A 20,415-nucleotide genomic window follows, 5' to 3' on the forward strand; every position below is an offset into this window, starting at 1 on the left:
CCCTCCGTGGAATGGGTGTCCGTGCCGATCGCCGTGCTTGGCTTCCTGGGAGGCAACGGGTGGCCGCCAGCGGGCTCAGTTCCTGCCGAAGCTGGAGGAGTGGATCGGATGCCAGCCCGCATCACCGAACCGGTCGACGTCTTCCGCCGGGGCCTGCTGAGGTCTGAGCGCACCAGTCGTGCCGGGCGCGCTCAGATGAAGTGGCCCCGTCGGCGACTGGGCGGTGTCGGCCTGTCGAACCGCGCCAGCCCTAGTGAGGCGATGTCGTCGTCCGGCTCTGCTCCCTCGGCGAGATCGGCGAGGATCTCGCCCATCAACGCCGAGAACTTGAAGCCGGCCCCTGAGTCACCACAGGCGAGGACGACGCGGTCGATCCGGTCGACCACGAACAGGCCGTCGGGAGAGTCGGTCCAGCTGCAGATCTGCGCGTCGAGAACCGGGTCGGTGATGAAGCCGAGTCGGGCCGCCTCGACGGCGGTCGCCTCGGTCCGCTTCTGCGACGGTGTGCGGTCGAGGTCCTCCGGTGTCCACGCTCGCATCTGCTCGTTCAGGCCGATCTTGTAGCCACGGCCCGGGGTGGGCATCGAGTAGAAGCCGGGGCTCGCGCCGTACTCCCCCTCGAACAGGCACGGCACGTCATCGTAGCGGTGCGGCGCGTCCGGGGAACCGAAGTGCACCACCTGCTCCAGCTGCGGAACCAGCGGCACGGTGACCTCGAGCATCGGCAGCAACGCCACCGCACCGGGCCCGGGGGCGACGACGACGGCGTCGGCAGCAATCCGGCCTGCGTCGCGCAGGTCCACGGTCCCGCGGCTCGCGTCAAGCCCGACGACCTCGTCGAGTAGTACTCGACCCCCGGCCTCCCGGAACAGCTTCTCCTGTGCAGCCAACGAGGCGGCGGCGAGCACGCACCCGCCCAGGGGCGTCCAGACTGCAGGTCGGTCGTCCGGGACCAGACCCGGCAGCCACCGTCCGACGTCGGCTGCGTCCACCTCGGCGTGGTCGACGCCCTCTTCCCGTAGCGTGGTCAGCAGCCCGGAGGGGTCGTGGTCGCGCCAGAGGATTCCCACCTTCCGGTAGACCTCCATCCCCGAGCGGGCGGCGAGCCGATCCATGGCGCCGACACTGCGCAGGCCCAGCCGGCACAGCACCGGATTGGTGTCCGCGTGCCGCCAGACCCGGGTCGGGCCGGACGACGAGGACAGCAGGTTCGCCACGCCGTACCGGTCGATCAGCGTCACCTCGTGCCCACGCAGCGCGAGCTGGGTCGCGGCGGGAAGGCCCCATGCTCCGGCGCCGACGACGATCGCAGTGAGGCGGTTTCGGCCGGTCATGGAGGCACCCTACTGAGCAGCCCTCCCCCGTCGCCCCGGGGGCGATCGCTATGAGAGGAGCAGGAGTCGGCGAATGCCACTTCCACTCGCGTCTGCCTGGACGGAAAGGGACGAGCAGCGGCGGTGACCGGGGCGAGAGCGTAGGGCGACGGCAACAGCACCGCCCTGAGCACATCGCGCCAGATCCGGTCGCGTGTGGGTGGTGCGTCTTAGCCTGTCTGCATGCGGCGCTTTGACGACGAGGACCTGACTGGGGCGGAGTTCCGGGAATGCGACCTGAGTGGCGCGCGGCTGGTTGGTGTCGTCATGCAGAACGTCGAGATCGACGGCCTGGTCACCAACCTCACGGTCAACGGGGTCGAGGTGATGCCGTACGTCGAGGCGGAGCTCGACCGCCGCCACCCGGTGCGGCTGCTCATCCGCTCCGATGAGCCGGATGACCTGCGAAAGGCATGGCGACAGCTCGTGGATGACTGGGCTACGACAGTCGGTCGAGTCCGGTCCATGCCCGTGGGCAGCGAGCATCAGGGTGTCGACGGCGAGTGGTCGATGGTCGAGACCCTGCGGCACCTCGTCTTCGTGCACGACTCGTGGTTCCGGCGCTGCGTGCTTGGGCTGACCGAGCCGTTCACGGCGGTGGGGCTGGCATCTCCGTTCGTGCCGGATCAGGAGGCGCTGGGTCTCGACCAGTCCGCCCGGCCGAGTCTCGACGAGGTGCTCGTCGTGCGCGACCGGCAGGCGTCGGAACTTGAGGCGTGGCTGGCCGAGGTCACCCCCGAACGACTCGCAGAGCCCGCGCCCGTGCCGGACGACGACAGATGGCCGCCGTATGCCAAGGGCCGGCGCGTGCGGCAATGCCTCGGCACTGTGCTCAACGAGGAGTGGGAACACCACGGCTTCTGCATGCGCGACCTGGACAAGTTGTCGCGGCTGGGGGTCGTGTAGCTCTCGGCGGGTTGGCGGGGAGAGGTCGTCGCAGGTCACCGCCTCGCGTGCGGTGAGAACAACGGCGCGGTCACGTGATCTTGGACGCCGCGGGACCCGCAAGGGGCCCCGGACAACCACTCGCAACCGCGATCAGGGCAGCCAAAGGGCTATGCGGCATACGGGCAATGGGGTATGCCGCTCCGCCGGCTCCCCCGGGAACCCTCCTGACGACGTGGTCGGGTTCAAGAGGACTGAATGGTGCGAACGATGGTTGACCCGAGGGGGTCGATGGTCGTGTCGGCCCGGCCGCGCCGGGCGAGGTACCCGTGCCAGAGCAGTCGTGCGGCGGTCGAGCGCAGGGGGCGCCACCGCTCGCCGAGGCGGTCGAGCTCCGCGCGCCCGGGCACGTCGCCCAGTCCGAGCGCCTCAGCGGTGGCAACCTGCAGGGCCCGGTCGCCGACCGGCCACAGGTCCGGCCGCCCGAGGCAGGCAAGCAGGTAGACGTCCGCCGTCCAGACGCCAATCCCCGGCAGCGCGACGAGTGCCCGCCGCGCCTCGTCATCGGGCATGGTCGCGAGGACGTCGAGGTCGAGGCCCCCGCGGACGAGCGCGTCGGACAGGGCGCGGAGGTAGCGGTCCTTCTGCCGCGAGACACCGTCCGCGCGTAGATCCTCCGGGGACGTGCGAAGGAGCAGCTCCGGCGCCATCGCTCCGAGGCGGTCGCGGACGCGTCCGTAGGCGGCTGCGGCGGAGGCGAGGCTCACCTGCTGCTCGAGGATGAGCAGGACGAGGGCGGGGAAGCCTGCGGGGCGAGTCCACAGTCGCGGGCGACCGTGCTCGTCGACGAGCCGGCGGAGGTCGGCGTCGCGCGCGACCAGGTCGTCCACGGCAGCCGTGAAGGTGAGCTCATCCATCGTGCCGGCCTACGCAAGCAAGGACTGAACCTGGCAGGGGCTGCGGCAGGTCTCCCCCAACGCGAACCCCGTCCGCAAGTCGTGCCCAGAGGACGACGGGCCGCGATTGGGAAGTCATGTGTCCCACTGGTGGCAGCCCGCAGACGCCGACTTGCACTCTCCTCTGGTGCAGTCCCCGGGCGGCTGAAAATCGGACGGTCGGCGGTTCGACCCTCCCCTGGCCACCAGATCCAAGCTGCGCGAGGCCCGGGCGCGCTCAGTGGCGTACCTCCTTGGCCGCCCGCGCGGCTTCGGGGACCGGCTCCGCGTCGGCCTGGTCGATTTCCACGGTCGGGAGGACGATCGTCCTCGTCGGATCGGGAGCACCGGATATTCGTTCAATGAGCAACTTGGCCGCGGTCTCGCCAAGGGCGTAGTCAGGGATGCCGACCACGAACACGCCGGCCGGCGTCTGCGTCGCGAAGGGCAGGGCCCCGAACGACATGATGCCCACCGCAGGCGGGCCCAGCCGTGCTTCGGTCAGCCATTGGATGGCCCCGACGGACATCAGGTTGTTGGTCACGAAGACCGCGTCGGGCGGGTCGGGCATCGACATGAGGTCGGCGATGGCGGCGCGTCCGCCGTCCACCCGAAAGTCCGCCCGGCGCAGGTAGGCGTCAGCCCGCCGCTCGGGATGTCGTGCCGTGAACACCTTCCGCCACCCGGCCGCCCGACGGGTGGCCGTGTCCACGCCCGGTGGGCCGGTGATGCACGCGACCAGTGAGTAGCCATGCTCGTAGAGCAGCTCGGTGGCCCGGCTCGCTCCGCTCGCGTTGTCGACGACGACCGTGTCCACAACGGCACTGGTGTGCGAACGGTCGACCATCACGACCGGCGTTGCTCGTTCTGACAGAGGTGCGATGTCGGTCCGCTTCGACGCCGGCGCCAGGATTACGCCGGCGACATTTTCGGCCATGACGATCCGCAGGTAGCGCGCCTCCTTGTCGAGATCCTCGTCGGTGTTGCACAGAACCACTGACAGCCCGGCTTGGGACGCCGTGTCCTCGACTCCGCGGGCAAGGGAGGTGAAGAAGGGGTTCTCGATGTCTGGAATCACCAGCGCGATGACCTCCGAGCCGCGGCGCCGGAGCGACCGCGCCGTCCGGTTCGGCGTGAAGCGCAGCGCTTCCGCAGCGGCGCGCACCCGTGCCTCACGCTCGGGCGAGACGCGGGCACCGTTCAGGACACGGGAGACGGTCGCAGGCGAGACACCCGCGACTGCCGCGACCTCATAGATCGTTGCCATGGCCCCTTGAGATTAGCCCTCCGCGCGCAGCGGAGCTCTGCTCCGCCGTTCACGTTCGCGTGGTCATCGAGGCCCCGACACCGTTGACCATGCCGCTACGGCGGACTTACGCTGATATCGATTTCAGACAGCGCGTTGAGCGTGGCGGTTCTCGATGGAGAGGAAGCCGTTCGTGTCTGATGGTGGTTCTTCCTTCAGTCGTCTGCGGAGTTGACGGTGTCCGGCTCCGGCGAGCCGAACAGCGCGACGCCTGCCGCGCCTCAGCCGCCGTACGCCCCCGAGCCGGACCGCCGTCACATGGAGTTGACGGATTGGCGCGCACCGATGCGACGCCGCCTCTCGGAACTTGTCTCCCAGGCCGCCGCCCTCGTCGCGATCATCATCATCATGGTCGTGTTGACGATCATGTCGCCGGAGTTCCTGACCTATCGCAACCTCAGTCAGGTCGTCGTGCAGGCGGCCGTCACCGCGATCATCGCCGTCGGAGCGACCCTGGTGATCGTGACGGCAGGGATCGACCTCTCGGTCGGCTCGGTCGCAGCCTTGTCCGGAGTGCTCGGCACCATGCTCATGGTGAACGGGCACATTGCCTGGCCGATCGCCGTCGTGCTGGGGGTGCTTGTCGGCGCTGGGGCGGGACTGGTGAATGGGGCCCTCATCGGCTGGACGAGGCTGGCACCGTTCATCGCGACGCTCGGCATGATGGGTGTGGCGCGCGGCCTGACTTTCGTCGTCACCGGCGCCGTCGCGGTCTATGGCACGCCGCCGGAGTTCAACGTGCTCGGCCAGGGGTTGGTGGGACCGATCCCGGTCCCGGCCATCTGCCTGGTCGGCGTGATCATCGTCTTCGCGTTCATCTTCATGCGCACCAAGCTGGGCCGCTACTCCTACGCCATCGGCTCCAACGCCGACGCGTCCCGCTTGATGGGCATCCCGGTCAGCCGCTACCTGGTCATCGTCTACGTGTTGCAAGGCGTGCTCGCCGGGTTCGGAGGCATGATCGCTGCCTCCCGGGTGTCGTCCGGCCAGCCCAACTATGGGACTGGCCTTGAGCTCGATGCCATTGCCGCGGCCGTGATCGGTGGCGCCAGCCTCTTCGGGGGCCAGGGCACGGTCTCCGGTGCGATCATCGGCGCGTTCCTCATCCAGCTGATCCGCAACGGCTCGGTCCTGGTGAACGTCAACATCTACTGGCAGGACGTCATCATCGGCATCGTCGTCTGGCTCGCCGTGTTGTGGGACCAGTTCCGACGCCGGCGCATCACCGACCGGGCCCGGTCAACATAGCCAGCCAAGCCGTGGTTGTTGACCTCTGCCGGCAACGCACGCGGCACATCCAGAAGAACAATCGATCAAGGAGGTCGCCGTGAGATCACGTCGACTCTATGCCGCAGCGGCGCTCGCCCTGCCACTCGCCCTGGCTGCTTGCGGTGGCAGCTCACCCAGCAGTTCACCCGCTGCAACTGGGGCCCCTGGAGGCTCGGCCACGGGCACCGGGGGCGGCCTCAACATCGCCGTCATCCCGAAGGCGGTCGGGTTCGACTACTGGACCCATGTCGAGGACGGGGCCAAATGCGCCGCGCAGAAGCTCGGAAACGTCAACATCGAGTGGAACGGGGTGGCCGCAGAGACGGATGTCACCGGCCAGGTGAACCTGCTCGATGGCTACATCACGCGGGGGGTCGACTCCCTCATCTACGCCGCCACTGACGCAAAGGCGCTCGTCCAGGTCACGAGCAGCGCCCAACAGGCAAAGATCCCGGTCTACAACATCGACTCCGGCACCACACCGCAGAGCGTCCCACTCTTCGCCACCGACAACGTCAAGGGGGCCGGCCAGGTCGCCGACCTGATGAACACGCTGCTGCACGGCAAGGGCAGCGTTGCGCTCCTCGAGTTCCAGCCGGGCTCGATGACCAACGACCAGCGCAAGAGCGGCTTCATCGAAGGCCTGAAGAAGTACCCAGGCCTGAAGCTCGTGTCCGACCAGGCGGACCAGAGTGACGCCAACCAGGCGCTCAACGTCGCGAACAACATCCTCACGGCTCACCCCGACCTCAGCGGATTGTTCGCCTCCAACGAACCCGGCGTGATCGGCGCGTCGCACGCGATCACCTCGCAGAACCTCAAGGGCAAGGTCGTCCTCGTGGGTTGGGACGCCGCCCCCGACGAGGTGAAGGCGCTTCAGTCCGGTGAGATCTCCGCCCTCATCGTCCAGAACCCCTTCCGCATGGGCTTCGACTCGGTCATCGCTGCAGTGGAGCACCTGCGCAAGGGCGTTCAGGTGTCCCCGGAGGACACCGGCGTCTATGTCGTCACCAAGGACAACATGAACAACACGGACATGAAGGCGATCCTCAACCCGTCCTGCTCCAACGCGCCGCTCAAGGGAGACCCCTGGACCAAGGACGTGGGGATGGGATGACCGGGGGCCTCAGTCGCCCATCGGCTCGCCGCTCCCGGCCGACCAGTATCGGAAAGGATCGCACCCATGCCCGAGCCAGTGCTCCAGGCCACCGGACTGTCCAAACGGTATGGCGGCGTGCAGGCACTGCAGGACATCGACCTGCGCATCGAAGCCGGCGAGCACGTCGCTCTGGTGGGCGACAACGGGGCCGGCAAGTCGACGCTCGTCAAGCTCCTCACCGGTGCTGAACATGCGGACTCGGGCAGCATCTCGTTCGACGGACACCCTGTCACCTTCCACTCACCGATCGAGGCGCGCCGTGCCGGGATCGAGGCGGTCTACCAGAACCTGGCCCTCGCCGACCACCTGGACGTCGTCGCCAACCTCTTCCTCGGCCGCGAGTCCTACAGACTGAGGCTCGGGCCCTTCAGCGTGCTGGACCGCAGGGCGATGCGCCGCCGCGCCCGGGAGCTGCTGGCCCAGACCGGTGTGCAGATCCCGGACCTCGGCGCGATGGTCATGGGGATGTCGGGTGGGCAACGACAGGGCGTGGCGATCGCCCGAGCGGTCGGCATGAAGCCGAAGATGGTCGTGCTCGACGAGCCGACCGCGGCCCTCGGCGTCCAGGAGACGGCGAAGGTGGAGGAGATCATCCGCCGGCTCAAGCAGCAGCATGTGACGCTGTTGATGATCAGTCACAACTTGCGCCAGGTGTTCGATCTCGTCGACACGATCTGCGTGTTGCGGCACGGCCGCGTGGTCGGGGTGCGGGCTGCAGCCGATGTCGAGCCGCAGGAGATCGTCTCGCTGATCACGGGAGCGGAACGAGGATCAGGACTGGAGTTTGCCTAACCGATGGGAGCCCATGACGGCGCTGCAGGCGCCAACGAGACGTTTGGGACCCTGCGATGAACCGCTTGGCGCCCGCCGTTCTGGGCGTCGACATCGGTACGTCGAGCAGCAAGGGTGTCTTGGTCGACCTCGACGGACGTGTGCTGCGCAGCAGCCAACGCAACCACACCGTCGATGCGCCGCGGCCGGGCTGGTTCGAGATGGATGCGCAGGCGTGGTGGCATGAGTTCGTGGACCTGAGCCGCGAGCTGGTGGCCGGCGCACCTGCCCCGCCCATCGCCGTCGGGGTCAGCGGGATGGGCCCGTGCGTGCTGCTCACCGACGAGAACGACGTCCCGGTCCGTCCCGCCATCCTGTATGGGGTGGACATGCGGGCGGGTCGCGAGATCGCCCGACTGAGCGAGCAACTCGGATCACGGCAGGTCCTCGAGCGATGCGGTTCGGGCCTCACCAGCCAAGCGGCGGGCGCGAAGATCGCATGGGTGGCCGACGCGGAACCAGACCGGTTCGCGCGTGCCCGGCGGTTCTACAACCCGAGCTCCTGGCTCGTCCGCCACCTGACGGGCGCCTACGTCCTGGACCATCACACCGCGAGCCAGTGCGTGCCGATGTATGACGTCCACACCCACGACTGGTACCGGCCGTGGGCGGACCCGATCGTCGGTCGCGTCCGGCTCCCCCCGCTCCAGTGGCCCGGCGACATCGCTGGACGGACCACCGCGAGCGCGGCGGAGCAGACCGGTCTGCCGCCCGGGATCCCGGTCATCACCGGCACCGTCGATGCGTGGGCGGAGGCGATCAGCGTCGACGCCCACCGAGTCGGTGACCTGATGCTCATGTACGGCACCACGATGTTCCTGGTCCACACCGTCGAGCGACCTGTCATCGATCCTTCCCTTTGGGGCCCGGTCGGCGCACTCCCGGGGACCCGAAGCCTCGCTGGCGGCATGGCGACCGCCGGTTCGATCACGACGTGGCTGCGCGACCTGGTCGGGGCGCCGGATTTCCCCGTGCTGCTCGGGGAGGCCGACCGCTCCGGTGTCGGCGCGAATGGCCTGCTGATGCTGCCCTATTTCGCCGGTGAACGCACGCCGATCATGGATCCCGATGCGCGCGGCGTGATCGCCGGGCTGACCCTGTCCCACACCCGCGGTGACCTCTTCCGCGCCGCGCTGGAAGCGATCGCCCTCGGCGTTCGCGACAATGTCGAGACGATGGTGGCGGCTGGCGGCGACATACGGCGTGTGGTGGCCGTCGGCGGCGGCACTCGGGGCGGCCTCTGGCCGCAGATCGTCTCCGATGTCACCGGCCGGGACCAGATCATCCCGAGCCAGACGATCGGCGCCAGCTACGGCGGCGCGCTACTCGCTGCCCAGGCGGTCGCCGACGTCGACATCCGGCAGTGGAACCCGCCGGAGCGGATATGCCGTCCGCGGGAAGGGACGTCGGCGGCATACGACCGCCTTTACGGGCTGTACCGGCAGCTGTACGTCGCCAGCCGAGAGGTGTTGCACGCGTTGGCCCACTCACCGGACCGGCCGGACCGTGGGCCGAGCACCACAGGCATCGACCAAGGAGGTCCTCGATGAACACCTACCAGCTGCCGACGCTGTCCGATCCCGTCACCGCCCAACCGGGGGTTGTGTGGACCGTGGCCAGCGGTGATCTGAGGCTCAGCGCCAACCGAGCCTGCTGGCCAACCCAGCAGCAGCTCGAGGCCGACCTGGCTGCGGCCATGAACGACCTGGGCTGGCAGGTGCACCGCGCCCACGACCCGGACCCCGGTGCGGGTCACGGGTTCATCAGCAGCCAGCGCATGGGCATCGAGGTGTTCCGCACCATCCCCCCGGATGCCCCCTTGATCGTCGTCGAGGCAGTGTGGCAGTACAGCCACCACGTCCTGGCCGGCCTGAGGGACCACCACGGGCCGATCCTGCTGGTGGCCAACTGGGTTGGCCAGTTCCCCGGACTGGTCGGCATGCTGAACCTGGCCGCGAGCCTGACCAAGGCAGGCGTGCCCTACTCCGCCTTGTGGAGCAAGGACTTCACCGACGAGTGGGCCCGGAACGGGCTGCGGACCTGGCTCGAAACCGGGACGGTCGCGCACGATCTGAGCCACGTGCGGGACCTTCCACCCCTTCCGCAGGACGACGAGGCCGCGCTCGGCCGCGCGCTCGCACACCAGCTGCGCTCGGGCAAGGCCATCCTCGGCGTCTTCGACGAAGGCTGCATGGGCATGTACAACGCCATCTTCGACGACGAGCTCATCAACCCGCTGGGCATCTACAAGGAGCGCCTGTCCCAGAGCGCTCTCGTCGCGGAGATGAACCGGGTGGACGACGCCGAGGCAGAGGGCGTGCACCAGTGGCTGGTTTCGCGCGGAATGACCTTCCATCTGGGCACCGACGAAGGCACCGAGCTGACGATGTCGCAACTGCTCAGCCAGTACAAGCTCTACGTGGCCGCCCTCCGCATCGCGGACGACTTCGGTCTCGACGGCCTCGGCATCCAGTACCAGCAGGGCCTGAAGGACACGGTCCCGGCGAGTGACCTGGCCGAGGGGCTGCTCAACAACGTCGATCGACCTCCGGTCATGAGCCGTGACGGAGCACGCGAGCTCTACGCAGGGCAGGCCCTGCCGCACTTCAACGAGGTCGACTGGGGCAGCGGCGTGGACTCGCTCCTCACCAACCGCGTCTGGACCGCCATGGGCCTCGACCCCGCGACGACGCTGCACGACATCCGATGGGGCGAGCAGTACGACGGGCACTTCGTCTGGGTGCTGGAGATCTCCGGCTCGGTACCCGCCTCGCACAACGGTGGCTACGACAAGTCGTACAGCATGCGCCAGCCCCCGATGTATTTCCCACTGGGCGGTGGCACCCTCAGCGGAGTGTCGCGCCCGGGCGAGATCGTCTGGTCGCGGATCTTCATCATGGACGGCGTGCTGCATGCCGATCTCGGACGCGGCAGCGCCATCGAGTTGCCGGCGGAGGAAACACAGCGCCGTCTCGACGCGACAACCCCACAATGGCCGATCATGCACCTCGTGCTGCACGGCGTCGGCCGGGACCAGCTGATGGCGCGCCACCGAGCCAACCACATGAACGTCGCGTACGCACCGAGTGCCGACACTGCGGATCGCGCCCTGCGCACCAAGGCGGCCATGCTGGACGAGCTCGGGATCCGGGTGCACCTGTGCGGTGACGTGCACCTCTGACGCACGAGCGCAGCAACCTTCGCGGTCCTGGATGGAACCGAGCGTGACCGCCGGCACCGGGCGCCGCGGTGGCGCACAGTGCCGGCATCTATCAGAACGTCACGCCTGCGCAGCGGTGGTCAGGGCACTCCTTTCTGGACAGGGTTCCGGATGGGTTCTGCCGCCCTGCCGGGCGTCAGGGCCGGGCTTCGTAGACGAGGTTGAACGGGGTCTCCGCGGCGCGGCGGAACCGCCCAAAGCCGGCCTGCTGGGTGACCTCCCGGACTGCCGCCTCACCCGCCTGGGCGCCCAGCGCATACCCGCCGGGTTGGGACTTGGCGTTGGGCACGCAGAGGAACACCGAGGACGAGTAGTAGATCCGCCCGATCGGGTTGAGGTTGTCGGACACCGTGTCGCCGGCGCGCGGTTCGACGATCATCCAGGTGCCCTCGGGTGCCATGGCCTCGCGGATGTGTCGTGCGGCGCCGACCGGGTCGCCCATGTCGTGCAGGCAGTCGAAGGTTGCCACGAGGTCGTAGCGGGTGCCGGTGAAGGTCTGCGCCGACGCCACCTCGAACCGCGTCCGATCCGCCACACCGGCGTTGGCCGCGCGCTTGCGGGCCAGATCGATCGAGGCGTCGTGGTAGTCCGAACCATGGATGCGAGCGTTCGGGTAGGCCTGCGCGAGCAGCACGCTGGATGCCCCCAGCCCGCAGCCGACGTCGGCGACGCTGCCGCCGACCTCGAGCTTCTCGGCCACACCGTCCAGCGACGGGACCCAGCTGGAGGTGAGGTTGGCCAGGTAGCCGGGCCGGAAGAACATCTCGCAGCCGGTGAAGACGTCGTCGTGGTGTTCGTGCCAGCCCATCCCGGCGCCGGTGCGGAACGCATCGGTGATCTGGGACTCTGCACGCAGCGCACCGAGCGCGAGGACGAACGCCCCGGGTAGGTACAGCGGCCCGTCGGGGTCGGCCAGGGCGAAGGCCTGCTCCTCGGACAGGGCGTACCGATCGTTGGCGGGGTCGTACTCGACGTAGCCGCCAGCGGCTTGGCCCCGCAGCCATTCCGTGATGTAGCGGGGGTCGGTGCGGGTGCGCTGGGCCAGCTCTGGAGCTGTCGCCGGTCCGGTGGCCAGGCTGCGGTACAGCCCGAGTCTGTGGCCGATGACGACGCTGCCGGCGCCGATCGTGGCGCCGAGGTCGGCGACGAACCGGCCGAGCAGCTCGTCGAGCCTTGTCTGATCGATGCTCATGTGCTCCTCCTTCGGGGCGAATCTGTGTGTGCCGCAAGCGTGCGCGCAGTGCGTCAATCGGCCCGTCAAGGCAGCGTCAACAATGGCCCGGACGGCCTATCCTGAGGTGTGCTGCGCGTTTGGCTGCTCGGCACGGTGGCTGTGGAACGCGATGACGAGCTCATGTCCGTCACTCCGCCGGAGGGCCGGTTGCTCGCCTATCTCGCGCTGCATCCGGGCCCCTGCGACCGCGAGACGGTGGCAACCGCGCTCTGGCCGAACAGCGACCCCACCGGCGCGCGGGCGAACCTGCGCACCGGGGTGTGGACGCTCCGCAAGGCGATCGGGGACTACCTCGTGTCGAGCCGCACGGCAGTGGGCCTGACGGCCGGGGTGTGGGTGGACGTGCACGACGGTGACCTCGCGGACATCTCGCGCGGCGACCTGTTGCCTGGCCTGCCCGGAGATTGGGTGCAGGAGGCGCGCCGCATCCACCACGCGCACGTGCTCGAGACCCTCGACGAGGCGGCGGAGGCCGCCGAGCTGGACGGCGACCTTGTCACAGCGGTGCGATGGTCGCGGCGGCGCTGCGAGCTCGAACCACTCGACGAGCCGGCCCATGCCGACCTGCTGCGCCGCCTGACCGCCGCTGGAGACCGGGCCGGTGCCATCGTCGCCGCGCGGGCGATCGTGACCCGGCTGCGCGAGGAGCTCGGTGTGAACCCGGGGCCGCACCTTCGCGCGGCGTGGGCCCAGGTGCGCGGCCCGGTCGACCTGTCCGCCGAAGTGTCCGCCGCGACGCGGCCGATGTTCGGCCGAGCCGATGATCTGCGCCGGCTGATGGCAGCGTGGGCCCTTGCGCGCGGAGGCCACGGACAGGTCGCGGTCATCACCGGCGAGGCCGGCATCGGCAAGAGCCGGCTGGCGGCCGAACTGGCTCACCGCGCCGACAACTCCGGCGCGCGGATCGCCGTCGGCTTCGGAGTGGACGTGGGGGGCGAGGCGCCACTGGCGATGTGGCAGGAGCTCGTCCCCAAGCTGGCCCGGACCGTGCCGGCCCCGTCACCGACGGCGGCGTGGCCGGCCGAGCTCGGCCGGCTCGCCCCGGAGGTCCCCGCCCGTCTCGGCCATTCAGAGCCACCGGCGTGGGTCGCCTCCCCCGAGCTGGAGCGGTTGCGGCTCTTCCATTCGGTGCTCCGACTGGTTGAGTGGGCTGCCTCCGACCGACCGGTGCTGTTGGTCACCGAGGACGTGCACCGCGCCGATCGCGCCAGTATGCAGCTGGCCGCGCACATCGCCCACAGGCTGCGGCAGCTGCCCGTGCTCCTCGTCCTCACACGACGGGACCGGCCGGAACGCCCAGACACCGACGCGCTGATCGCAGATCTCACCGGTCGTGGTGTCGACGTCACCGAGATCGACATCGGCTCGCTGTCGCCGGCCGAGCTCGCGGCCGTCGTACGAAGTGTCGCGGAACTGCCCGACGCCGATGTCGATCGTGTGGTCCGGGCCGCGGACGGCAGCCCACTGCTGGCCGTCGAGACCGCACGCACGATCGCGGCCGGCATCACAGAGCCGCCCCCGAGTCTGCGCGCGCTCGTGCGCGCGGCGACCGGCGCGCTCACCCGGCCCGGCCGGGATCTCGCCGAAGCGCTGGCGGCAGCCGGCCGTGCCCTGTCCATGACGGAGATCGCCGCGCTCAAACTGCCCGTCGATGCCGAAGAGGCGGTTCTCGACACCGGCTTGCTGCGCCGCTCGCCGGCCGGGCTGGGCTTCAGGCACGCGCTGCTGGCTGAGGCCGTGCGTGCCAACCTCGACCCGTCGAGCCGGCGATACGAGCAGCTGGCACTCGCCATCGAGACAGCCGCACCGGAACCGGACCGCGTCGCCGCGGAGGTGGCCCGGCACCTGCAACGCGCCGGCCGCAGCGACCTCGCCGGTCCACGCTGGCAGCGTGCCGCCCGCCGCGCCCGGTCCATGGGCGCACTGCCCGAGGCCGCCAGCTTCTGGCAGGAAGCGATTCGCTGCGGCCCGGCAGCCGAACTGCATCTCGAGCTCGGGGAGGTCTACGGGTGGCTGGGTCAACCGGAGGACTTCGAACGGGAATGGAAGACGGCGCTGGGCCTACTTCCTGCCGACCGCCAGGCAGTGGCCTGGCTGCGCCGTGGCAAGGTGCTGCGCACGGTGGTGTGCCACCCCACCGGGTCGCTGGCCGCCTACCAGCAGGCGATGGCCCTCATGCCGGCCGACGGAGCCGCCGAACTGGCCACCGAGGCACTCATCGGCACCGCATGGGGCGAGGCTTCCGCCGGAGACCCCAACCGAGCCGCGGCCATCCTGGCCGACCTCCCGCAGCCCCGGGACGACGCGGCGGTCGCCGAACTGGAGAACGTGCGGCTGATGACGCTGATTCGGCAGGGCCGCTTCCGAGAGTGCTCACCCGTCGCCGAACGCGGCGGCGCAGCGGCGATCCGAGCCCGCCGCCCCGACCTCGCGTACGCAATCTGGGTGCACACCGCCAGCGCACTCGCCTGCGCGGGCGACCTCGACGCTGCGCTCCGGGCGGCCGACCAAGCGGTCGCCGCGACCCTCGGCGGCGGGATCATCGAGGTGCACTGCCTGGCTGCCCGTGCCTTGGTGCTCTCCCGGCTCGGGCGCCACGAGGAGGCGCTCACGGCCGCGCGGATCCAGCTTGAGCACGCGGAACGCGTCGACCGGCCGGACTTCTTCGCACTCGCCCAGCACGACGCCGGCGTGGTCGCCGCGGCGGCCGGCCGACACGATGAGGCGGCTCGGCTGCTCGGTGCCGCCCTGTCCGGCGGCGCCCTCATCAGTCGTCCCGCGGCGAGACTCATCCGGGCAGAAGCGCTGGCCCGGGCCGGACAACCCGACGAGGCTGCCGGAGAGCTGCGTGCGGCGACCCTCGAACCGATCCGGCAGAGCGACCACGCTTGGGCGCTGGTCCCCCGCGTGTCGCACGTCCAGGGAGTGATTGCGCTGGCACGGGGGGACGACGACCAAGCCCGGCGCCGCCTCAGAGAAGCCGCGGACGGCTGGCGGCGGCTGCACGCCGACGCCGGCGACGAATACATGAGCAACTTCGTCGACCTGGGCCGGCCCCCGGTCGTCGGGCTGGTCGAACCCGCCCGGGAACTCGCCCGCCTCGAGACGGAGCTCGCCGCGCTCGAGGCACCCTTGGAGGTTCCGTGATGCCCCGGTTCTCCCTCACCACCCACACGACCGCGCCGGTCGAAGAGGTATGGAAGCTGCTGTTCGACCCCACCCGGTTCCCCGAATGGTGGACCGGCACCGAAAGGGTCCGGCCCGACGGCGCTGCTGCCTTCACCCGCTGGCCCACCGGCTACCCCGACTTCCCGATGCCGCAGCAGCTCGACACGGACCGCGCCCATGGTCGCGTCACGGTGTCATGCCAGGTCTCCGACATCGAGTTCGTGTGGCAACTGGCCGAATCCAGAAGCGGAACTGCGATCGATGTCACCGTCGATATCCCCGCCGCCGAGGCCGACCGGTTCAACGCCCAGCAGCGCGACATCACCGAGTCCCTGCACCGGCTCACCGCACTCGCGGAGACGAGCACACCGCCTGTGGGCCACTAGCAGGCGGCCCGCCCAGCCCGGGCGTTCGGCATCCCGCTGCGCTCGGGTGGCCCGTCAGTCGGTGACGTCGCTTCCGGGGTGGCGGTAGTCCAGGTCGGCGGAGTCGCGGTGGCGGCCCATCCAGGCGTGCACGAAGGGGCAGATCGGCAGCACCGGGAGGCCCTGAGTGCGCACGTCATCAAGCGCACCTTGTATCAGCCGTCCGCCGATACCCTGCCCCTCCAACGAGGGGTCGACTTCGGTGTGCGTGAACACGATCAGGCGGTTGGCCTTCTGGTACGCAGCGAAGCCAAGCACCTGACCGTCGCGGACGATCTCGTACCGTCCCCGCTCCGGGACGTCGAGCACCTGCAGACTCATCTCCGGCTCACGGATTCTGCGATCGGGATCCACATCGGGGTGCTCACCTGGTTCATTGGCGTCTGCTCTCCACTCTTCGTTCCCTGTTCGCCTTCCCTGGCTCATGCCACAGATGCTCAGATCGTCTCGACCGTGTAGTGGATGGTTTGCGCTCTTCGGCCGAACGGCTGCGCAGGTCGTCCATGACGCCAACCCTTCGGCCTATGGACCGGTGAGCGTGAGGAACGGGAGGTCGGGGCAGGCCGTCACCCGAAGGTCGCCGTGCCCGGGAAGAAGGTCGCCCGTGACCCAGGCCGGGTCCGTCGAGCAGACGACCCGGTCCATCCCGTTCACGACGACGACGCGGTCCTGGGCGCGGCACCCCGAGAGGACGTAGTCCTCGAAGTCGGCGACGAGGATGTCCAGTCCGACGACCCCGCCGAACTTCCCTCCCAGAAGGAAGGGCTGGGTGAACGTGACGGTGTACTGGTCTGTGCAGAGGTAGTCGACATACGGACCTGTGACGGCGGGCTCGCCTGAGGCAAACGGCTTTTCGTACCACCCGAGCTCTGTGTAGTCACGGAATCCGATCGCCCTCGGGTCGAGCTCCGCCGCAAGGCGGCTGATGCGAGGAGCGGGGCGCTTCCCGTCCGAGGTCCACCACTCGAGCCAGTAGGCAGCGTCGGTCAGCAGGTGCGGCGCCGTGACTGCGCCGGCTCCCGCGAGCGGTGGATCGAGGGTCGTCAGGAGATCATGACAGTGGGCCTCGATCGCCAGGTCCTCCCTGCGTGGACGGTCGACCGCCAGTTGCTCGACGACCATCGACCCGAGGATGTCGAGCTCGGCTCGGATCAGCCGACCGAGGGCGCCCATGCGGTTTACGGGTGTCAATGCCCGGGCGGGGACAGTGGTCACTGGGCCATTGTCCTTCGGATTTGCTCATGCAGGTGCGCCGCCGCGCGGAAGATGTCGTGCGCGTGGTCCTCGGCAGCGGCTCGGGCTGCATCGCCGTCACGGGCGGCGACCGCCTCGACGATCTGGACGTGGCGCCTATCGCTCCCGCTGGCCCCCCACTCGAAGTGGGCCAGCCAGAGCAGCGCACCGAACTCGCCCTGGAGCATGAGCTCCTGACGGGTCAGCCGGGCCGACTGGGCGCTCGCTGCGAGCTCGAGGTGGAAGTTCCCCTCGTTGCGCCCGGCCTGGTGGCGGTCGCTCTGCTCCACCCGCGTCATCGCAATCCGGCGCAGGCGGGCGATGTCGTCGGTGTCCGCCCTCAGGGCCGCCAGGCGCGCCGCAGTCCCCGAGATCGCGGCATAGAGATCGGACATGTCCCGCAGATCACCCACCGTGATCTGGCGCAGTCGCGACGCGAGGGCAGCCCGCCCGCCATCGGCCGGGGCCTGCACGAACGATCCGCCTCCACGACCCCGGCGGGTTGCGATCAACCCATCGTTGCGGAGTACCCCGAGCGCCTGTCGAACGGTCGTGGTTGCCACTCCGAACCGCTCAGCGAGATCGCTCTCGGCCGGCAGCATGCTCCCGTCCGGGATCAGGCCGAACCCGATCGCCTCGCCCAGACGTCGCGCTACAGCCTCGGCGCGGCCCTCAGCAGACAGCGGCGCGAAGACTGCGGCATACGGCCCGAGCATCAACGATCTGTCCGCCAAGGTGTCCTTCCTCCTCGACCGCGGGAGCTCCCGAGGCCCGATCCGATCTCGAAATTGTCCCTTGCAACCCCTTGCGCACAAACATAGGGAGCCATAGGTTTTCCCGCCAGAGGGCCGCGCAAAGATGCCGGCCCCTTGTCCGAGGAGCAGCATGACACGCACGGACGCGCCGGCCATCAGGCTGGTCCGGCTGCGCAAGGTGTTCGCCGGGCACCCCCCGGTTGCGGCTGTGGACGGCGTGGACCTCGAGGTGCGGCAGGGCGAGTTCTTCTCCATGCTCGGACCGTCCGGATCGGGCAAGACGACCGTGCTGCGCATGATCGCCGGCTTCGAGGCGCCGACCGGCGGGCGCATCGAGCTCGACGGAGCAGACGTGACGTCCCGTCAGCCCTTCGACCGCGACGTGAACACGGTGTTCCAGGACTACGCGCTTTTCCCCCACATGAGCGTGGCCCAGAACGTCGAGTACGGCCTCGTGGTCAAGAACGTCGGCAAGGCGGAGCGACGCCAGCGGGTGGCCGAGGCCCTTGACCAGGTCCGCCTGAGCGGCCACGGCGGCCGTCGCCCCGCGCAGCTGTCCGGCGGCCAGCGCCAGCGCGTTGCGCTGGCGCGCGCCCTGGTGAACCGGCCGCGGGTCCTGCTCCTCGACGAGCCCCTCGGCGCCCTCGACCTCAAGCTTCGCGAGCAGATGCAGGTCGAGCTCAAGGCGATCCAGCGCGAGGTTGGCATCACCTTTCTCTTCGTCACCCATGACCAGGAGGAGGCGCTGACCCTCTCGGACCGGGTTGCAGTGTTCAACGCGGGCCGGATCGAACAGGTCGGGACCGCTCAGGAGGTCTACGAGAAGCCGCGGTCGGCGTTCGTCGCCGGTTTCGTCGGCACCTCCAACCTGCTCTCCGGCGAGGTCGCCCGGGCCGTCATCGGCAGGGCCGGCTCGTACGCCATCCGCCCCGAGAAGCTCGCCGTCCACCAGCCCACGCCCGAGACGACCCGTCCTGGCCGGGCGACCAGCGCCGAAGGGACCATCGCCGAGGTGGTCTACAGCGGCCCAGTGACGCGGTACGTCGTCGAGCTGGACGCCGGAGCCCGCCTCGTTGCTCTCTCCCAGAACGCGGGCAACGGATCCGCTCACGGAGGGTCGCGCCGTGGGGATCGCGTGCTGCTCACCTGGAACCCCGAGCACGTCATCGACGTGCCCGAATCAGCCTCTCATTGAATGGAGTTCGGTGTGTCAACAGACAAGAAGTCCTGGCTCGCCAAGACCTCGCTCGGCGCCGCAGCGGCCGCCGTGGCGCTCACCCTCGCCGCCTGCGGCGGCGGGTCGACCCCGGCAGGGACGGCCACAGCAGTGGGCGGCGGCTTCGTGCCGCCGAACCTCAAGGCGCTCGACAAGGTCGGCTCCCCTGAGGGCGAGGTCAACGTCCTCGCCTGGCCCGGTTACGTCGAGAACGGGTCCAACGACCCCGCCGTCGACTGGGTCACTGACTGGCAGAAGTCGTCTGGGTGCAAGGTCAACATCAAGACCTTCGGCACCTCCGACGAGGCGGTGCAACTGATGCGCACCGGGCAGTACGACGTCGTGTCGGCCTCAGGCGATGCCACGCTGCGGCTCATCGCCGCCGGCGACGTGGAGCCGGTCAACACCGCACTCGTCCCGAACTACGCCGATGTCTGGTCGGCCCTGAAGGACAAGCCGTGGAACTCCGTCGGCGGCAAGATGTACGGCATCCCGCACGGCTGGGGCGCCAACCTGCTCATGTACCGCACCGACGTCGTCAAGCCGGCCCCGGACTCATGGTCGGCCGTCTTCGACCAGGTGGGCGGACAGAAGGGCCACATCACGGCCTACGACTCGCCGATCTACATCGCCGACGCCGCGCTCTACCTGTCCGCGACCAAGCCAGACCTCGGGATCAAGGACCCCTACGCCCTCGACAGCAAGCAGCTCGCCGCCGCAGTCGACCTGCTCAAGACGCAGAAGGCGGACGTCAGCGAGTACTGGTCGGACTACCTCAAGGAGGTCCAGGCCTTCAAGAATGGCTCTTCCACTGTCGGTACCACATGGCAAGTCATCGCCAACGTCGCGAAGTCCGAGAAGGCTCCGGTGGAAGCCGTCCTGCCGAAGGAAGGCTCGACCGGCTGGTCCGACACCTGGATGGTGAGCTCCAAGAGCCAGCACCGGAACTGCGCCTACAAGTTCCTCGACCACATCATCTCGCCAGAGGCGCAGGCCCAGGTGGCGGAGTACTTCGGTGAGGCTCCGGCCAACACCAAGGCCTGCGGGCTCACCGAGGACAAGCAGCACTGCGCGACCTACCACGCGACGGATCAGGCCTACTACGACCAGATCCACTTCTGGACCACGCCGATCACGTTCTGCCTGGACGGGCGCACCGACATCAAGTGCACCGACTACTCCGAGTGGACCAAGGCGTGGACCGACATCCGCAACAGCTGACGCCCCCATGAGGCAGCACAACGGACGGATCCCCCGATGAGGCAACGCAAGGGACTGGCGGTCCTGCTCGGACCGCCACTCCTCTGGCTCGTGGTCGCCTACCTCGGAGCGTTGGCCGCGATCTTCGCCACGGCGTTCTTCAAGACCGACCCGTTCACCAACCAGGTCGTGCGGTCCTTCAACCT

Annotated in this window: 17 protein-coding genes; 10 read left to right on the forward strand and 7 right to left on the reverse strand. The window is 69.2% G+C overall.

What is annotated here, in order from left to right; all coding sequences use genetic code 11:
- Positions 1–191: 191 nt before the first annotated feature.
- Complete coding sequence (locus ACTHJJ_RS09950; RefSeq protein WP_440302784.1) at positions 192–1,334, reverse strand: FAD-dependent oxidoreductase; 1,143 nt, start codon at positions 1,332–1,334, stop codon at positions 192–194.
- A 222-nt stretch (positions 1,335–1,556) separates the two neighbouring features.
- On the opposite strand from ACTHJJ_RS09950, the gene ACTHJJ_RS09955 reads away from it, so the two are divergent.
- A complete protein-coding gene (locus tag ACTHJJ_RS09955) occupies positions 1,557–2,279 on the forward strand; it encodes a DinB family protein (RefSeq protein ID WP_440302785.1) in 723 nt (240 codons plus the stop codon).
- A gap of 224 nt (positions 2,280–2,503) precedes the next feature.
- On the opposite strand, the gene ACTHJJ_RS09960 is transcribed toward ACTHJJ_RS09955, so the two are convergent.
- Together ACTHJJ_RS09960 and ACTHJJ_RS09965 are read right to left on the reverse strand one after the other, a co-directional pair.
- Positions 2,504–3,175: a DNA-3-methyladenine glycosylase family protein gene (locus tag ACTHJJ_RS09960; protein WP_440302786.1), complete on the reverse strand. Its 672-nt coding sequence runs from the start codon at positions 3,173–3,175 to the stop codon at positions 2,504–2,506.
- A 256-nt stretch (positions 3,176–3,431) separates the two neighbouring features.
- Positions 3,432–4,460 (reverse strand): LacI family DNA-binding transcriptional regulator, encoded by a 1,029-nt coding sequence (locus tag ACTHJJ_RS09965; protein WP_440302787.1) that lies wholly within the window; start codon positions 4,458–4,460, stop codon positions 3,432–3,434.
- A 297-nt stretch (positions 4,461–4,757) separates the two neighbouring features.
- Here ACTHJJ_RS09965 and ACTHJJ_RS09970 point away from each other — a divergent pair, with 297 nt between their 5' ends.
- The 5 genes from ACTHJJ_RS09970 (at position 4,758) to ACTHJJ_RS09990 (ending at position 10,939) form a co-directional block, all read left to right on the forward strand.
- Positions 4,758–5,747: an ABC transporter permease gene (locus ACTHJJ_RS09970; RefSeq protein ID WP_440302788.1), complete on the forward strand. Its 990-nt coding sequence runs from the start codon at positions 4,758–4,760 to the stop codon at positions 5,745–5,747.
- A gap of 79 nt (positions 5,748–5,826) precedes the next feature.
- The gene (locus tag ACTHJJ_RS09975; RefSeq protein WP_440302789.1) at positions 5,827–6,885 is read left to right on the forward strand and encodes a substrate-binding domain-containing protein; all 1,059 of its coding nucleotides are present in this window, start codon (positions 5,827–5,829) and stop codon (positions 6,883–6,885) included.
- Positions 6,886–6,951: 66 nt separating this feature from the next.
- The gene (locus tag ACTHJJ_RS09980; protein WP_440302790.1) at positions 6,952–7,719 is read left to right on the forward strand and encodes an ATP-binding cassette domain-containing protein; all 768 of its coding nucleotides are present in this window, start codon (positions 6,952–6,954) and stop codon (positions 7,717–7,719) included.
- Positions 7,720–7,775: 56 nt separating this feature from the next.
- The gene (locus ACTHJJ_RS09985) at positions 7,776–9,308 is read left to right on the forward strand and encodes an FGGY-family carbohydrate kinase (protein WP_440302791.1); all 1,533 of its coding nucleotides are present in this window, start codon (positions 7,776–7,778) and stop codon (positions 9,306–9,308) included.
- Positions 9,305–10,939 (forward strand): fucose isomerase, encoded by a 1,635-nt coding sequence (locus tag ACTHJJ_RS09990; RefSeq protein WP_440302792.1) that lies wholly within the window; start codon positions 9,305–9,307, stop codon positions 10,937–10,939. The genes ACTHJJ_RS09985 and ACTHJJ_RS09990 overlap by 4 nt, the downstream gene beginning before the upstream one ends.
- Positions 10,940–11,114: 175 nt before the next feature.
- Here the strand turns inward: ACTHJJ_RS09990 and ACTHJJ_RS09995 are convergent, their stop codons facing one another.
- Entirely contained in the window at positions 11,115–12,170 is a 1,056-nt protein-coding gene (locus tag ACTHJJ_RS09995) for a class I SAM-dependent methyltransferase (RefSeq protein WP_440302793.1), read from the reverse strand.
- A 108-nt stretch (positions 12,171–12,278) separates the two neighbouring features.
- On the opposite strand from ACTHJJ_RS09995, the gene ACTHJJ_RS10000 reads away from it, so the two are divergent.
- Positions 12,279–15,359, forward strand: coding sequence for an AAA family ATPase (locus ACTHJJ_RS10000; protein ID WP_440302794.1), 3,081 nt, complete (start codon positions 12,279–12,281; stop codon positions 15,357–15,359).
- Positions 15,359–15,766: an SRPBCC family protein gene (locus tag ACTHJJ_RS10005; RefSeq protein WP_440302795.1), complete on the forward strand. Its 408-nt coding sequence runs from the start codon at positions 15,359–15,361 to the stop codon at positions 15,764–15,766. The genes ACTHJJ_RS10000 and ACTHJJ_RS10005 overlap by 1 nt, the downstream gene beginning before the upstream one ends.
- A gap of 54 nt (positions 15,767–15,820) precedes the next feature.
- Here ACTHJJ_RS10005 and ACTHJJ_RS10010 read toward each other — a convergent pair whose 3' ends face one another.
- The 3 genes from ACTHJJ_RS10010 to ACTHJJ_RS10020 form a co-directional block, all read right to left on the reverse strand.
- Complete coding sequence (locus ACTHJJ_RS10010; RefSeq protein ID WP_440302796.1) at positions 15,821–16,231, reverse strand: GNAT family N-acetyltransferase; 411 nt, start codon at positions 16,229–16,231, stop codon at positions 15,821–15,823.
- 96 nt (positions 16,232–16,327) lie between these two features.
- Positions 16,328–17,020 (reverse strand): cache domain-containing protein, encoded by a 693-nt coding sequence (locus tag ACTHJJ_RS10015; protein ID WP_440302797.1) that lies wholly within the window; start codon positions 17,018–17,020, stop codon positions 16,328–16,330.
- Positions 17,017–17,772 carry a FadR/GntR family transcriptional regulator gene (locus tag ACTHJJ_RS10020; protein ID WP_440302798.1) on the reverse strand — a complete coding sequence of 252 codons (756 nt, stop codon included), beginning with the start codon at positions 17,770–17,772 and terminating at the stop codon, positions 17,017–17,019. The genes ACTHJJ_RS10015 and ACTHJJ_RS10020 overlap by 4 nt, the downstream gene beginning before the upstream one ends.
- A gap of 151 nt (positions 17,773–17,923) precedes the next feature.
- Between ACTHJJ_RS10020 and ACTHJJ_RS10025 the strand changes: the two genes are divergently transcribed.
- Both ACTHJJ_RS10025 and ACTHJJ_RS10030 read left to right on the forward strand, forming a co-directional pair.
- The gene (locus tag ACTHJJ_RS10025; protein WP_440302799.1) at positions 17,924–18,988 is read left to right on the forward strand and encodes an ABC transporter ATP-binding protein; all 1,065 of its coding nucleotides are present in this window, start codon (positions 17,924–17,926) and stop codon (positions 18,986–18,988) included.
- 12 nt (positions 18,989–19,000) lie between these two features.
- Complete coding sequence (locus tag ACTHJJ_RS10030) at positions 19,001–20,230, forward strand: ABC transporter substrate-binding protein (protein WP_440302800.1); 1,230 nt, start codon at positions 19,001–19,003, stop codon at positions 20,228–20,230.
- Positions 20,231–20,415: the final 185 nt, after the last annotated feature.

Origin of the sequence: Intrasporangium sp., from assembly GCF_051961875.1 — a bacterium.
Classification (GTDB): domain Bacteria; phylum Actinomycetota; class Actinomycetes; order Actinomycetales; family Dermatophilaceae; genus Intrasporangium_A.